The organism is Massilia sp. TWR1-2-2 (assembly GCF_049897565.1).
Taxonomy (GTDB): Bacteria; Pseudomonadota; Gammaproteobacteria; order Burkholderiales; family Burkholderiaceae_D; genus JAFCUW01.
The window spans coordinates 59,593-74,117 of the sequence record NZ_JAFCWM010000013.1; the positions used below are offsets into that span (position 1 = coordinate 59,593).

General features: G+C 61.6%; 11 protein-coding genes. 7 read left to right on the forward strand and 4 right to left on the reverse strand.

Going from position 1 to position 14,525, the window contains the following annotated elements; translation table 11 throughout:
• Together ACP7DD_RS14095 and ACP7DD_RS14100 are read left to right on the forward strand one after the other, a co-directional pair.
• Positions 1-837 (forward strand): DUF4123 domain-containing protein, encoded by an 837-nt coding sequence (locus ACP7DD_RS14095; protein WP_426175443.1) that lies wholly within the window; start codon positions 1-3, stop codon positions 835-837.
• Positions 834-3,722, forward strand: coding sequence for a phospholipase effector Tle1 domain-containing protein (locus tag ACP7DD_RS14100; protein WP_426175445.1), 2,889 nt, complete (start codon positions 834-836; stop codon positions 3,720-3,722). Before ACP7DD_RS14095 ends, ACP7DD_RS14100 begins: the two co-directional genes overlap by 4 nt.
• 65 nt (positions 3,723-3,787) lie before the next feature.
• On the opposite strand, the gene ACP7DD_RS14105 is transcribed toward ACP7DD_RS14100, so the two are convergent.
• Positions 3,788-5,089 (reverse strand): dicarboxylate/amino acid:cation symporter, encoded by a 1,302-nt coding sequence (locus ACP7DD_RS14105; RefSeq protein WP_426175447.1) that lies wholly within the window; start codon positions 5,087-5,089, stop codon positions 3,788-3,790.
• Positions 5,090-5,358: 269 nt separating this feature from the next.
• On the opposite strand from ACP7DD_RS14105, the gene ACP7DD_RS14110 reads away from it, so the two are divergent.
• A complete protein-coding gene (locus ACP7DD_RS14110; RefSeq protein ID WP_426175449.1) occupies positions 5,359-6,834 on the forward strand; it encodes a hypothetical protein in 1,476 nt (491 codons plus the stop codon).
• Between the two features lie 190 nt (positions 6,835-7,024).
• On the opposite strand, the gene ACP7DD_RS14115 is transcribed toward ACP7DD_RS14110, so the two are convergent.
• Both ACP7DD_RS14115 and ACP7DD_RS14120 read right to left on the reverse strand, forming a co-directional pair.
• Positions 7,025-8,110: a hypothetical protein gene (locus tag ACP7DD_RS14115; RefSeq protein ID WP_426175451.1), complete on the reverse strand. Its 1,086-nt coding sequence runs from the start codon at positions 8,108-8,110 to the stop codon at positions 7,025-7,027.
• Positions 8,111-8,112: 2 nt separating this feature from the next.
• Positions 8,113-9,396: an amidohydrolase family protein gene (locus tag ACP7DD_RS14120; RefSeq protein WP_426175453.1), complete on the reverse strand. Its 1,284-nt coding sequence runs from the start codon at positions 9,394-9,396 to the stop codon at positions 8,113-8,115.
• Between the two features lie 133 nt (positions 9,397-9,529).
• Here ACP7DD_RS14120 and ACP7DD_RS14125 point away from each other — a divergent pair, with 133 nt between their 5' ends.
• Positions 9,530-9,973 (forward strand): hypothetical protein, encoded by a 444-nt coding sequence (locus ACP7DD_RS14125; protein WP_426175455.1) that lies wholly within the window; start codon positions 9,530-9,532, stop codon positions 9,971-9,973.
• A 53-nt stretch (positions 9,974-10,026) separates the two neighbouring features.
• Here the strand turns inward: ACP7DD_RS14125 and ACP7DD_RS14130 are convergent, their stop codons facing one another.
• Positions 10,027-10,821, reverse strand: coding sequence for a 3-hydroxybutyrate dehydrogenase (locus ACP7DD_RS14130; RefSeq protein WP_426175457.1), 795 nt, complete (start codon positions 10,819-10,821; stop codon positions 10,027-10,029).
• A 139-nt stretch (positions 10,822-10,960) separates the two neighbouring features.
• Between ACP7DD_RS14130 and ACP7DD_RS14135 the strand changes: the two genes are divergently transcribed.
• Genes ACP7DD_RS14135 through ACP7DD_RS14145 form a run of 3 tightly spaced genes read left to right on the forward strand, consistent with a single transcriptional unit; the run spans position 10,961 to position 14,480 of the window.
• Positions 10,961-11,842: an alpha/beta fold hydrolase gene (locus ACP7DD_RS14135; protein WP_426175459.1), complete on the forward strand. Its 882-nt coding sequence runs from the start codon at positions 10,961-10,963 to the stop codon at positions 11,840-11,842.
• A 24-nt stretch (positions 11,843-11,866) separates the two neighbouring features.
• Positions 11,867-12,217 carry a RidA family protein gene (locus ACP7DD_RS14140; protein WP_426175461.1) on the forward strand — a complete coding sequence of 117 codons (351 nt, stop codon included), beginning with the start codon at positions 11,867-11,869 and terminating at the stop codon, positions 12,215-12,217.
• Positions 12,218-12,224: 7 nt separating this feature from the next.
• Positions 12,225-14,480 carry a RelA/SpoT family protein gene (locus ACP7DD_RS14145; protein WP_426175462.1) on the forward strand — a complete coding sequence of 752 codons (2,256 nt, stop codon included), beginning with the start codon at positions 12,225-12,227 and terminating at the stop codon, positions 14,478-14,480.
• Positions 14,481-14,525: the final 45 nt, after the last annotated feature.

Sequence of the window (14,525 nt, forward strand, 5' to 3'; positions counted from 1 at the left end):
ATGCTGATCGATATGTATGACGAGCGTTGGCTCGACCATTTGAACGTTGCCGCTGATGGCGCGACCAAGTACCTGTTGATCGATGGCGCCTTCATTCCTGGCATCCACCGCCAGTTCTCTGCGGCATTGCCATCGGCCCAGACTGCGACACTGCTGTTCGAAACCTTGCCGTCGTGTACGGACAAGACGCGGGACGTATCGCCCTTCATCGCGCCATATCACGTGTCAAACAAAGGTTTGCAAAGCCTGCTGGAGCGGTGCAGCGGTTGGCCAATGATCACTGCGATCGAGACGGCGGAAACCCAGGCCGATCTGAGCGCGCGTCTTGCAGCCTGGTGCGTGGTCGAAATCGCCGACCATCGCTTCAACTTGCGCTTTCCTGATACGCGCCGGCTACCGGCCATCTTCGACTCACTGACGACGACGCAACGATCAGAATTCGCCGGGCCGGCTACGCGCTGGTCGTATATAGACCGGGGTGGGCGGTGGGCTGAGCTCAATGTTCCGGCCTCATTGAGCGCGATAGCAGACCGTCCAAGTCTGGATGATCAGCAATTTGCTCGTTTGGTTAGCGAAAGCGAAGTGGATGAGGTCATCTCGATTCTCCGGCACCGAAGTAATCAGAGGACTCAGAAATACTCGGAAATCTATGCCGTACTTGAAGTCGCGCTGAGGGCGGCAAACCGACGAACAATCGACATGGCGCTGAAAGTCGAGTGGTGCGAGTCGTGTCTGCGTGAGGCCCTGCTGAATGACATATCGGAGGCTGACGAATGTCTCAGGACGTGGCTCGAACAAATTGAAAATTTGCCGCCAAACGAAGGAATCCCTAAATGAATATCCATCCATTGAACTGGTTGAAGTTGCGGGGCGTCGTTTGCGCGATTTTATTCATTTCTCCGCTCCTTGCCGCATGTTCGAAACCACTGCCTGTCAGCATCCATGGCGTGAACTACACAGTGGAGCCGTTTAGTTACGTGCTCACTGATCCAAATGATCCCAAGAACACTGGCGGTGGCGAGTTAATCGACTCGTACGCCGCTGGGGGCACGATGTGCTGCTATGACTTGCCACGCAAATGGCAGCCGGGGATCAAAGTGTCGGTCCGCGTGGCGCATTGGAAGGGGAAGTATGAGGAGAAGAGCCTGCAACAGATTGTCTCGACGCATCTAGCAGAAGTGCCGCGCTATGCGGATGGCAAGCCCGGCGAGCTTTGGGTACTTCGCTCGGCGGATGGCAGCATAGATCTCGTTTCGAGCGACTTTCAACCGAACCACCCGCAGTGGCCGGGTAAGGTGAAGGGCTGGCCAGTTCCCTCCTTGTCATATAAACGCGAACGCTGGGATATATATATCCGCGAAGAACAGGGTACGGTTAGACTTTACCAAAAGCTGTTATCCGAATTTATGGAATCCCCAATTTTTAGGGCGAAAGAAGCGTGGGATTTTTCGGTTAAAAATGATCGAAAATCGATAGAGGGGTACAGCGGGCCAGACGATATCAAATACCTCGAAGCGCTGCGGCGGGATTATGAAAATGGGCTCGTTCGCTCCAAGCAGGATTTGGTCAAACTGGAAAAAGGGGCGGCCATGAGTACGTTTTTGTGCCCACGTTTGCCAATAAGCTATTCTAGCGCGGCTGTTTTCGAGGAGTGTTTTGATAAACTTGAAAGTAAGACAGTTCTTGACTATAAAGAGCGTGAACGACCGATCTTGAACGTCGCGAGTGGTTCGTGTAAAACGAATATATTTTTTGGGTTCTTCTTCGACGGTACGCGAAATAACTATGTGCTCGCTGAAAAAAGGCTGAACCATTCTAACGTGGCGCGACTATACGACTGCTATCCCGGCCTTAGCGTCCCCAATGTGCTGCCAAAAAGTACGGACTGGGAGGACAAGGATTCAAAGTATTCCCACTACTTCAAAACCTACATACCCGGTGTCTCGTCGCCGTTTAAGGAAGTCAATGACAGTGGCGATGGGGCGGAAGGCACTCGGGGTGCAGCAATGGGGTTCCGGGGCGAAGCGCGCATTATCTGGGCATTGCTCCAGTCGATAAATAATATTCATCGATTTTTTTACCATGCACCGTTGGTATCGGCGGCGGAAGCGACAAAATTAGCTATGCTGGTCGACCTAGGTGCCCACCGGCGCCGAGCGATGGACGTACGATCGTCGTTGCCAACAGCCGGTTCAAATGAGGATGGTAGAACACGTGATGAGTTTGCGAAAATCTTAAGGAGGCTTCACTTTGCGCTTGCGCAGCACTGGCCAGATAAAAAAACAGGATGGCCGAATAAGTTTGCTCCTTCAATTGTGCAAACAATACACGTTTCGATATTCGGATTTTCGCGCGGTGCTGCCCAGGCTCGTGCGTTCGCTAACTGGTTAATCGAGTTGTGCAGGCTTGACGCCCAGTTGTCCGGCCGCGGCGACGCGATGACTTTGGGCGGATTCAAGCTGGAGATCGACTTTCTCGGGTTGTTCGACACAGTTGCTTCGGTAGGTGCGGGCAATACATTTGGCAATAGCTGGCTAGGCAGGCTGTTTGACGGGCATGGGACTTGGGCCGATACGGAAGGGAGCTTGCGTATCCCGCAGGGAATCCGATGCGTTCATCTTGTCGCAGCCCATGAAATTAGGCGCAGCTTTCCACTCGACTCGATCGCGGTAGGCCAGGTCACACCGGAAAATTCCGAAGAGGTGGTTTTTCCTGGAGTGCATTCCGATCTAGGCTGCGGGTATAGTCCCCGGGAGCAAGGCCGTGGTCTTGATGTATCTGGTGAGGACATGCTCGCCCGTATTCCGCTGCTCTATATGTACAAAAAAGCCCGGTTAGCGGGGGTGCCATTAAAACTCGAGGAAGCGAGCGGGATCGCAAAGAAACGTTTCGAGCTTACGCCGTCCACAATTCATGCTTTCAATGCCTACTTGGCTCAATCGACGATCAAAGTCGGTACTTTGACGGCAATCATGCGTGAGCAAGCCAGACTGCAGATGGAGTGGCGCTTGGCCCGTCGCTCCAACGCCGCCATGCCGCTCGAAACCAGTCGCAGTTTCGAGCGCGCCAGCATATTCGATCAGAACGATCTGCACAGCGCCAATCTAGAATTCGACAACGAAGTCGCGGCCTTCGAAAACTGGCGAAAGCAGAAGGGCCCAAGGTTTGTGCCGGTGGCGCAACCGGCCGGCTTCGCCAACGAACACGACAATGAATGGGAAGAGATCGCAACATGGTGGGACAAGGCACGTGCGCCGCATCCAGCTGTTTCAAACTTTTTTGATGAGTATGTGCACGACTCGCGCGCCTGGTTCAAGCTGATTCCAGGCAACCCTGACAACGAACCAGACATGATTGCAAAGTTGGCGAACTGGGCGAAAACGTGTCAAAGAGTTAAAGAAAGCAATCTTCGGGAACAAAAGAAATATGAGGAAAATCAGCGGTCTATGCATCGACTTTTTGCTCGAAAGCCAGATGCCAGTGCTGCTCAATTCCAGCCGATGCACGATGGTCTAACGGATGATCAGCGTCGGGCAGCCGAGGAATACTCCCGCACCGGCAAGATCCCGCGCATGCTCACCGAAGGGCGCGAACCATTCAATCTGGTCGCGATCGCCGGTAGAGCCGGCTACCTGCGCTTTCGCAAGATCTACGGTGGCCATGATAGCGTCCTTATCTCGCAGGCGGAGGAATCCGACCCGAACCGCAAAGAAATGGCATGAAACGCCGCGTAAACAAAAAGCGCCGGGGCTAGCCCGGCGTTTCTGTTCGGCGTTGCAGGAATCTTTTACGCCGCCTCGCGCACCGGGAACATTTCCTTGTCCTCTTCCATGTGGGTCGGATGCTTCAGTTCGCGTTCGAGGCGATCATGGTCGAGCTCCTTCTCCCACTTCGACACGACGATGGTGGCCACGCCGTTGCCGATGAAGTTGGTCAGCGCGCGCGCTTCGCTCATGAAGCGGTCGATGCCGAGGATCAGCGCCATGCCGGCCACCGGCACGCCAGGCACCACGGCCAAGGTCGCGGCCAGGGTGATGAAGCCGGCGCCAGTAATGCCGGAAGCGCCTTTCGATGTCAGCATCGCCACGCCGAGGATGGTCAGCTGCTGGCCGAAAGTGAGATCGGTGTTGGTCGCCTGCGCAACGAACAGGGCCGCCATCGTCATGTAGATGTTGGTGCCGTCCAGGTTGAAAGAGTACCCGGTCGGCACCACCAGGCCGACCACCGATTTGGAGCAGCCGAGCTTTTCGAGCTTGCGCATCAAGGCCGGCAGCGCGCTTTCCGATGAGCTGGTGCCGAGCACGATCAGCAGTTCTTCCTTGATGTACGAAATGAAGCGGAAGATCGAGAAGCCGGTGAAATAGGCAATCGTGCCGAGGACAACGAAGATGAACAGGGCGCACGTCAGGTAGAACGAACCCATCAGCTTGGCCAGCGGCAGCAGCGACGCGATGCCGAATTTGCCGATGGTGAACGCCATCGCGCCGAACGCGCCGATCGGGGCCGCTTTCATGATGATGCCGACCACGCCGAAGATCGCATGCGAGAGGTCGTCGATGAACTTGGTGATTGGCTTGCCGCGGTGGCCAAGGCTCGACAGCGCCACGCCGAACAGGATCGCGATCAGCAGCACCTGCAAGATGTCGCCTTTGGCGAACGCGTCGACGAAGGTGTTCGGGATGATGTTGAGCAGGAAGTCGACCGTGCTCTGCGACTTCGCTTTCAAGGTGTATTCGGCGATGGCCTTGGTGTCCAGCGTGGCAGGGTTGGCGTTGAAGCCGTCGCCCGGACGGATGACGTTGGCGACGACCAGGCCGATCGCCAGCGCGATCGTCGAGACGATCTCGAAGTACAGCAGCGCCTTGCCGCCGACCCGGCCGACCTTCTTCATGTCCTGCATGCCGGCGATGCCGGCGACGACGGTACAGAAAATGACCGGTGCGATGATCATCTTGATCAGCTTGATGAAGCCGTCGCCGAGCGGCTTCATGTCCACTCCCAGCTTCGGATAAAAAATGCCGAGCAGGACGCCGAGCACAATGGCGAACAGAACCTGTACGTATAGAATCTTATAGATGGGTTTTTTCATGGTTGTCTCGCGTTGGTGTTTTTTGGATGTATCCATTATTGCTGAATTCGCCACGACCTTCTATTGTGGATTTCCACACCAACCGGGCAGGCAATTTTTGCCGCCGTCATAGGGGCGCGCGAAAAAGCGCCACACGATACGAATAACTGTTGTTATATTTGAATCGGCAAAATATACTCAGCGCTAATAAGTATTGATGATGTGCATCTTTCGGTTTGACACGGAAGGCGCGTGATGCTGTGCTTCCATACGAACTTGCGAACCGATCTATGACCCGACACCTGCATGAGCCAGCCAACGCGCTGCTGTACCGCGCGCTCGACCTGCCGACCGATCAACGCCAGCAGTTCATTGCCGATGCATGCGAGGGCGACGCTGAGCTGCTCGCGCTGGTCAGAACGCTGCTGGCGCGCATCGAGGAACTCGACGATTTCATCGAGTCGCCGCTCAACGTGCTGGCCGTTGCGCCGGCGATGCAATCGGCTGCGCCGCTGTTGGCCGAGCCGGCGGCGCTGCAAGCCGACGCGCCGCCACCGGCGCAGTTCAGCGCGCCCGACATCACGCTGGCCGCACAAAGCGCCATTGAACATGCACCAGTCGAGCCTGCCGTTGCCGTCCCTGAGCGGGGCATGTGGCAGCGCCATCCGTTAGGGATGACCACGGCCGCGGTGTGCGCTTGCGCGCTGGTGCTGGTCACGTCCGCCGCGCTGTGGCATGCACGCCAGTCCGACCTGGCGCGCACGAGTGCCGAGCAACGCGTGCAAGCACCCGGCAAACCGGTACGTGGCGCGCAGTCCGATGGCAGCGCTGCGCTCGACAAAATTCCCGTTGCCGCGCGCGACCGGTTCGTCAACACTGCGCAGGCGTATCAGAGCCAGCTGGCCGAAGTACGCCGCGCCGGCGGCGACCTCGACGGTGCGTTGCAGGCAGCGCAAGTGTCGCTCGGTTTCGCCGAGCAGCAGGCGAGGGCGCATCTGGCAGAGGTGCGCTGGCGCGTCCAGCTCGCCGCCGTGCGTGGCCAGATCGGCACCATCCTCGTCGAGCAGGGCCGCACCGCGGACGGGCTGGCCGAGTTGCGCAAGGCGCTGGCGTTGCGGCAGGAAATCGCCACTAGGGACGCCGGCAACGAACAGTTGGCGCGCGACGTTGCCGATGCCAACGCGGCGATCGGCAACGCCTTGATGGCGACGATGGACAACGCCGCCGCCGAGCCGGCATTCGCCGCGGCGCGCGTCACGTATGCGGCGCAACTGCGCGACACGCCGGGCGCTACGGTGCTGCAAGCCGGCTTGATCGACCTGGAACTGGCGCGCGCCAATGTGCAGAACCTGCAGCGCCACGGGCGCGACGCGGTTGCCACGCTGGCCTCGCTGAAGGCGTTGGTGCGCGACGCCGGCAAGGCTGGCGCCGATCCGTTCCTGGCGGTGCGGGTGGCCTTGCTCGACGCCCATATTCAGCCGCGCGGCACACCGGCCCAGGCGTACGCCGCGGGCCAGCAGGCCTTGTCCGAGCTGCTCAAGCAGACCGAGAAGGATCCGCTCGACACGGCGCGATTGCGCGAGAGTGCGATCGCATGGCAGACCATGGGCGAAATCGGCCTGCGCGCCGGACAGACCGAGTCCGCCTGTCGCTACCTGGGCTTGGCGGTGAAGCGCTACGAGGAGCTGGAAAAATCGAAGCGCCTGAATGCGATCGACAAATTGCGGCTGGGGCAAGTACAGGCTCAGCGCAAGGCTTGCGGTTAACTTCCTTGCGCTTGCTGCTCATTTCTTTGTTCTAAGGGGTGACCAAGACAGGAATCTGTTCTGTTGCGGTGGCCATATTCCCCCTCAAAAAAATCGTGCATGCACTTACACGACCAGTTTACGTGAATCGGAGCGCACTTCAATCGCGCTTCGACACCGGCCGTTGAGGTTCCTTAAGCAGAGCGTGTGATCACAGGTGTCGCAGCTTTTCGATCAACTGGTCGACAAGCATGATCTGGTGGAAGTCGTGCGCCGTCCCCTCGAGCTTGGCGTGCACCTCGGCGGCGCTGGCAAATGGCGCGGCGATCGCGGCGTAACGCTGCTGCAGAAGCGGCTCATTGGATAACTCCAGGAACCGCAAGTGCGTGTACAGGTGAATCAGATCCTTCGTGTGATGAGTGCCGATACTGGTGCCGCCGATGTGATACGCGCTGCCGGCGCCGTCCGCGTCGAGCTGCGTCACGCCGAGTCCGTCCGCGTAGGCGAGGGCCAGCAGCACGTGCAGCGTGTCGTAGAAGACGTGATAGCTCTTCATCGTGGCGCCGTCGCGCAGGCCGATGCTGGCCAGCCGGCTGCGCGCCGGCTCGGGCACCTGCCGATACGGCTGGGCGCCGACGCCATATTGCGCCATGAGCCGCTTGAACACGTCGATGCGCAAGTACAGGAAATGCGTCAGCGGGTAGATCCAGCGGCCGTCGCTGCTGGCGTCCTTGTATAGACACAGCAGAAAATCCTGGTCGTCGAAACGCAGCTGCTGCAAGATGGTGCGGTCGAAAACGTACAGGTCGTGGTCGAGCACGCCAAAGTCATGTTCGCTGTGTTGCACCAGCAGGTTGATCATCGCGCCGTGGTTGACGCTCGAGTTCGGCAGCGAGGCGACGCGCATTTGCGGCATCGACGGAAAACGTTCGCGCAGCAAGTCCGCTTCCCAGCGACGCGCGCCGTTGAGCAGCAGCAACACGCGCAGGTCGGCAGCTACCAGGCGCAGGCACGGCAGCAGGAAGTGCAGCGTCTGCGGCATGACAATGACGTAAAAGATGCCGTCCAGCGAACCCGGCTGGCGGGCGAGGAAACGGCGAAAGCGCGCCGGCGTTACCCAGCGCTGCAGCACGCCGTCGTTGACCGCGTACGCCAGTTTCCGGTACGCGCGCAATCCGACTGCCTGCGGCATGCGCCGCAGCAGCACGTCCCAGTGCGAGTGGCCGCGCGCGCTCAGGCGCTGGTACAGCAGCCGCGCCGCGCGCGCATTGGCGCGAAGTTGGGTCAGCAAGGCCATCGCTATTGGCGGCGGTAAATGACTCCGCCTTTCATGACGAAGCCGACGTTGCGCACCGCGGCGATATCGGCGGTCGGGTCGCCATCGACGGCGACCAGGTCGGCCAGCATGCCCGCTTTTAATTGTCCCAGGTCTTTCGACTTGCCGAGGATGGCGGCGCTGACCGTGGTTGCCGAGCGCAGCGCTTCGGTCGGGGTCATGCCGAGCCGCACCATCCACTCCAATTCGCGCGCGTTGGTGCCGTGCGCAAAGACGCCGACGTCGCTGCCGTTGCCGATGATGACGCCAACCTTGCGCGCCAGCCGGAATGCTTGCGCTGCCTGCTGCATGGCGGCCGTTGGCGCGCCGCCGCGAACGTGCTTCTGGAAGTATTCGCCGATCGCTTCGGACGCGGTCAGGGTCGGCACGTAGGCGGTGCCGCGCTCGGCCATCAGACGGAAGGTGGCCTCGGTGATGCCGTAGCCGTGTTCGATGGTATCGGCGCCGGCCAGCACCGCCATCCGGGTCGCCTCGTCGGTGCTGGCGTGGACGGCGACCTTGCGGCCAGTCACGTGCGCCGCCTGGACCATCGCCTTCATCTCCTCGGACGTGAATGTCGGGCGGGCGCTGCCGTCGATGCCGGTGCGGTAGTCGGCGTAGAACTTGATCCAGTCGGCGCCGCGCGAGGACTGCTCGCGCACCGCGCGCGTGACGCCGTCGACCCCGGTCGCTTCCTGCGCGCCGTGCGGCAAGTCCATGTCGGGACGGAAGTTGCGCCCGGCCGGGCCGTAACTGCTGCTGGCGACGATCGCCAGCGTGGCGATGTACAACCGCGGGCCGGGAATGGCGCCGTCCTCGATGGCGCGCTTGACGGCGACGTCGGCGTAATTGGCGCCCTCGGTGCCCAGATCGCGCAAGGTGGTGAAGCCGGCCTGCAGGGTGGCGGCGGCGTGCTTGCCGGCCAGCAAGGTGCGGTATTCGACCGCTTCCTTCATGACCTGGTCGTCCCAGCTCGTCTCGTTGTACGGGTGCAGCAATACGTGCGAGTGCAGGTCCATCAGGCCCGGGATCAGCGTCTTGCCTGGCAGGTCGATGCGCTCGGCGTCGGCCGGCGCGGCCACGCTGGCCACCGGGCCGACGGCCTGGATGCGGCCCTGCGCCACCAGCACGGCCCAGCCCGTGTGCGCGGCGCCATCGCCGGTCCACACGCGGTCGGCGGTCAGCAGCACGGGGCGCGGGTCGGCCGCGTGCGTGGTCGCCGCGATCAGCGCCAAGGCGGCGAATGACAGTTTGGACAGGATCCGCATCGGTGTATTCCAGGAGATTGGGAGGAGGCAATCATATAGGAAGAAGTGAAACAACGCAGCGTGACTTTTCGCGCATTTTGCGGGCCGCGCGGGCTGCTAGAATGGGTATTCTGCAAATTGCCGAAGGAACCACGTGCGCCTACTTCACCACGCCTTGCTCGCTGCCGTCTTCGCCACCGCGCCTGTTGGGGCGGCGGACCTGAGCAGTTACTTTCCGCCGCGCGATGCGGCGCAATTCCTCGTGGCCAATTTTGACCTGGCGTCGATTCGCAGTTCCTTCGGTCCGAAGCGTACGCTTGCGCAGCGCAGCTTTGCTTCGCTGGGATTGGTGCCCACGAAGGTGACCCAGGACGAAGTCGAATTCGATGGCGCCGACTGGTACTACAGCGTCAAGGTGCTGCGCCGGGGCGACCTCAACCGCGACGGCATCGAAGACCTCGAAGTGTGTTTCGTCGACAAGGCGAAAGGTGCGAGCTACAACAGCCAGCAGGCGTTGCTGGTGATGCGCTATTCCGACAGTTCACTGGCGGTCGCGTTGAGCTTCGAGGTCAGCGGCTGCGAAACGTTCGCCCAATAACATGAAGTGCGGGAGAATGATCCCGAAACTGCGCGAACAAAGCCCCGGGCAGGCTACTGTGCCGCCCAGCCGCCGTCCATGTTCCATGCCACGCCGCGCACCTGGTTGCCGGCCGGGCTGCAGAAGAACACCGCCAGAGCGCCGAGTTCTTCCGGCGTGACAAATTCGCCCGACGGCTGCTTTTCCGCCAGCAGCGCCTTCTTGGCGACATCGTTGCTGCTGCCTTCGCGCGCGGCGCGGTCGTCGACCTGCTTTTGCACCAGCGGCGTCAGCACCCAGCCCGGGCAGATGGCGTTGCACGTCACGCCGGTCTGCGCCGTCTCCAGCGCGGTAACCTTGGTAAAGCCGACCAGGCCGTGCTTGGCGGCGACATACGCCGACTTCTGCGCCGAACCGACCAGTCCGTGCACCGACGCCAGGTTGATGATGCGGCCCCAGTTCTTTTGCTTCATGCCAGGCAGCGCCAGGCGCGTGGTGTGAAACGCCGACGTCAGGTTGATGGCGATGATCGCATCCCACTTTTCAGCCGGGAAGTCTTCGATGTTGGCCACGTGCTGAATGCCGGCATTGTTGACCAGCACGTCGACGCCGCCGAATTTTTCGGTGGCGAACGCCATCATCGCCTCGATTTCGGCCGGCTTCGACATGTCGGCATTGTGATACGCGGTCTGCACCCCAAAATTCTCGCCGATCTCGGTGTAGAGCTTTTCGATCTGCTGGGCATCGCCAAAACCGTTGAAGACGATGTTGGCGCCCTGTTCGGCCAGCGAACGGGCAATGCCCAGGCCGATGCCGGAGGTCGATCCGGTGACGAGTGCTGTCTTACCGCTTAACATGCTGCTTTTCATTGTTTCCTCTATAAAAAAATGGAGATGGCGAAGGTGGGCAGCACGACAGGCTACACTTGCCCAAGATTTTAATCGCAACGACCGGTAAAATGTCGGTTGTAGACAAAATTGAAGCATCGCGTTGAATCTGGGAGCCGGCATGACCGCAGCAAGAATCAAATCCGTTCAGTGCATTTCGCCCGCCGGGCTGCACCATATGGCCTACAAGGAGTGGGGCGCGCCCGACAATCCGCGCGTGCTGGTGTGCGTGCACGGGGTCACCCGCGTCGGCGACGACTTCGACGCACTGGCGCGGGCGCTGTCCGACCATTACCGCGTGGTGTGCCCCGACGTGGTCGGGCGCGGCCGCTCGGGCAAGCTGGGCAACCCGCAGCTGTACCAGATTCCGCAGTACGTCAGCGACATGGTCACCCTGATCGCGCGCGTGACCGCACACTCCGACGAGACCGGCCAGGTCGACTGGTTCGGCACGTCGATGGGCGGACTGATCGGCATGGCGCTCGCTTCGCTGCCCGGCAATCCGATCGGCAAGCTCGTTCTCAACGACATCGGCCCGACGCTCGATCCGGTCGCGCTGCAGCGCATCGGCGACTATATCGGCCAGGATCTGCGCTTTGCCAGCTTCGCCGAAGGGGCCGCCTTCGTGCGCGAGGTATCGGCCTCGTTCGGCACCCATACCGACGAGCAATGGCACAAGCTGGCCGCCGACGTGCTGCGCGAAGGCGGCGACGGCCAGTGGGTGCGCCACTACGACATGGGCGTGGCCGTGCCGCTGCGCGGCGCCACTGCCGACAAGGCCAAGGCCGACGAAGCGGCGCTGTGGGCGGCCTACGACGCGATCCGCTGCCCGACCTTGCTGGTGCGCGGCGCCAATTCGGACCTGCTGTCGCGCGCGACGGCCGAGCAGATGCTCAAGCGCGGACCGCACCCGCAGCTGGTCGAAATCGCCGACACCGGCCACGCGCCAACCTTCATTAACGCTGACCAGATTGCGATCGCACGCAAGTTCCTGGTCGGCTAAAACAACAAAAGGCTTTTGAATACCATGGAAATTACCCGACTGCACGTAGGCAAGCGATTGTCCGAAGTGGCGATCCACAACGCAACTGTGTACGTGGCCGGCCAGATTGCCGACGACACCACCGCCGACATTGGCGGCCAGACGCGCGAAGTGCTGGCCCACGTCGACCGCTTGCTGGCCGAGGCCGGCAGCGACAAGAGTTGCATATTGATGTGCCAGATCTACATCGCCGACATGGCCGATTTTCCCGGCATGAACGACGTGTGGGACGAATGGGTGCCAAGCGGCCACACGCCGCCGCGCGCGACGGTCGAAGCGAAGTTGGCCAATCCGGCCTGCCTGGTCGAAATCGTCGTCACCGCGGCATTGCGCTGAATTCCCCGTGGTAGCAATTGCCGCGCTGGGCAGCGCAACAGCTGAACTCGTACAAGGCCTCGGACCCGAGGACGCCGCGCGCGTACAGGCAGCGCTGGCCTACGCCAGCGAAGTCTACCAGGACAGCGTGTGCAGTTCCGGCCAGGGCGCGCTCGAGTTCTCGGTCGGCGTCGCCAGCACCCTGGCGTTTCTGCGCAGCGACGCCGAAACGCGCATAGCCGGCCTGCTGTTCGAGCTGGCGGTGATCGATCCGGCTGCCGCCGGCGGGCTCGAAACGCGCTTCGGCAAGGAAGCGACCGACCTCGTCACCGGCGTGCGCCAGCTGATGCGCCTGCGCGACATGACGGTCGGCCACCAGGTCGCCGGTCCGCAGACCGGCCGGCTTGCCAAGGGCGCCGCCCAGCAGGCGGTGGCCCAGGTCGAAACCTTGCGCAAGATGCTGCTGGCCATGGCCACCGACATGCGCGTGGTGCTGGTGCGGCTGGCCTCGTGCGTGACCACCTTGCGCTACTTTGCCGAACTGCGGCTGTTCAACGAGATGACGCGTGCGTACGGGCGCGAGACGATGGACCTGTACGCGCCGCTCGCCAACCGGCTCGGCATCTGGCAACTGAAGTGGGAGCTGGAAGACCTGTCGTTCCGCTTCCTGGAACCGGAAACGTACCGCCGCATTGCCAAGATGCTCGAAGAAAAGCGCATGATGCGCGAAGGCTTCGTGCAGTCGGCCATCACGCGGCTGGAGAATGAACTGGCCGCGGCCGGCATCAAGGCCGAGGTATTCGGCCGGCCCAAGCACATCTACAGCATCTGGAACAAGATGCGCGGCAAGGAGCTCGACTTCACCGAGTTGTACGACGTGCGCGCGTTTCGCGTGATCGTCGAGGACGACCGCACCTGCTACGCGGTGCTCGGCCTGGTGCACAACATCTGGACGCCTATCCCGAAAGAATTCGACGACTACATCTCGCGGCCGAAGCCGAACGGCTACCAGTCGCTGCACACGGTGGTGACCGCCGACGACGGCCGGCCGCTGGAAGTGCAGATCCGCACCCAGGAAATGCACAACTTTGCCGAGTACGGCATCGCCGCGCACTGGCGCTACAAGGAAGAGGGCGGCTCGAACTTCAAGGGCCAGAAGTACGACGAGAAGATCGCCTGGCTGCGCCAGCTGCTGGCGTGGAAGACCGACGTCGCCGACGCCGTCGTCGGGCAAGACGACATCCAGCGCGAGTGGGTCGAAAAGCTCAAGTCGGCGACCCTGGACGATCGCATTTTCGTGCTGACGCCGCAGGCGCGGGTGCTCGAGTTGCCGGTCGGCGCCACGCCGATCGACTTCGCCTACCACCTGCACAGCGAAGTGGGCCACCGTTGCCGCGGCGCCCGCGTCGACGGCGTGATGGTGCCGCTCAACACGGCGCTGCGCAATGGCCAGACGGTGGAAATCATCACCGCCAAGGGGGCCCCCGGCAGCGCCGGTCCGTCGCGCGACTGGCTCAGCCCGGAATATACGGTCAGCACGCGCACGCGCGCCAAGGTGCGTGCCTGGTTCCATGCGATCGATCTGGAAGAAACCCTGGCGCACGGCCGCGCCCTGGTGGAAAAATCGCTGCAGCGCGAAGGCAAGACTGCGGTCAATCTGGACACGCTGGCGCACAAGCTTGGCTTCTCCAAGGTCGACGACTTGTTCGTGTCGGTCGGCAAGGAAGAATTCAGCCTGCGCCATGTCGAGCAGGCGCTGCACGATACCGGCGAAGTGGTGGTGCCGGACGACGAGGTTGTGCTCGGCAAGAGCCGGGCCTCGAGCGTCGAGTCTGGCGCCAAGTCGGGCGTGCTGGTGGTTGGCACCGAAGGGCTGATGACGGCGCTGGCCAAGTGCTGCCGGCCGGCGCCGCCCGACGGCATCGTCGGCTTCGTCACGCGCGGCAAGGGCGTCTCGATTCACCGCGCCAACTGCAAGAACTTTGCCGAGATGCGCACCAAGGCGCCGGAGCGGGTGATCCACACGGACTGGGGGCGGGCCGGGCAGGACACTGTGTATCCGGTCGACGTGTTCATCCTCGCAGGCGACCGCCAGGGCTTGCTGCGCGATATCTCCGAGGTGTTTTCGCGCGAGAAAATCAACGTCATCGGCGTGAATACGGCGACCACCAAGGGCCAGGCGCGCATGACGTTTACGGCGGAGATCAGTTCCACCGCGCAGCTGCAGAAGGCGCTGCTGGCCATCGGCGAAGTCACCGGCGTGCAGGAAGCGCGCCGGCATTGACCTCGCACGGCCGGGGTCAGGTCTGACATTCGACCATTTCAGCGA

Bases quoted from the DNA above. Each gene is read 5' to 3' on its own strand.
- ACP7DD_RS14120 (WP_426175453.1), bottom strand. From the start codon at position 9,396: ATGCGGATCCTGTCCAAACTGTCATTCGCCGCCTTGGCGCTGATCGCG.
- ACP7DD_RS14115 (WP_426175451.1), bottom strand. From the start codon at position 8,110: ATGGCCTTGCTGACCCAACTTCGCGCCAATGCGCGCGCGGCGCGGCTG.
- ACP7DD_RS14140 (WP_426175461.1), top strand. From the start codon at position 11,867: ATGGAAATTACCCGACTGCACGTAGGCAAGCGATTGTCCGAAGTGGCG.
- ACP7DD_RS14095 (WP_426175443.1), top strand. From the start codon at position 1: ATGCTGATCGATATGTATGACGAGCGTTGGCTCGACCATTTGAACGTT.
- ACP7DD_RS14105 (WP_426175447.1), bottom strand. From the start codon at position 5,089: ATGAAAAAACCCATCTATAAGATTCTATACGTACAGGTTCTGTTCGCC.
- ACP7DD_RS14130 (WP_426175457.1), bottom strand. From the start codon at position 10,821: ATGAAAAGCAGCATGTTAAGCGGTAAGACAGCACTCGTCACCGGATCG.
- ACP7DD_RS14135 (WP_426175459.1), top strand. From the start codon at position 10,961: ATGACCGCAGCAAGAATCAAATCCGTTCAGTGCATTTCGCCCGCCGGG.
- ACP7DD_RS14100 (WP_426175445.1), top strand. From the start codon at position 834: ATGAATATCCATCCATTGAACTGGTTGAAGTTGCGGGGCGTCGTTTGC.
- ACP7DD_RS14110 (WP_426175449.1), top strand. From the start codon at position 5,359: ATGACCCGACACCTGCATGAGCCAGCCAACGCGCTGCTGTACCGCGCG.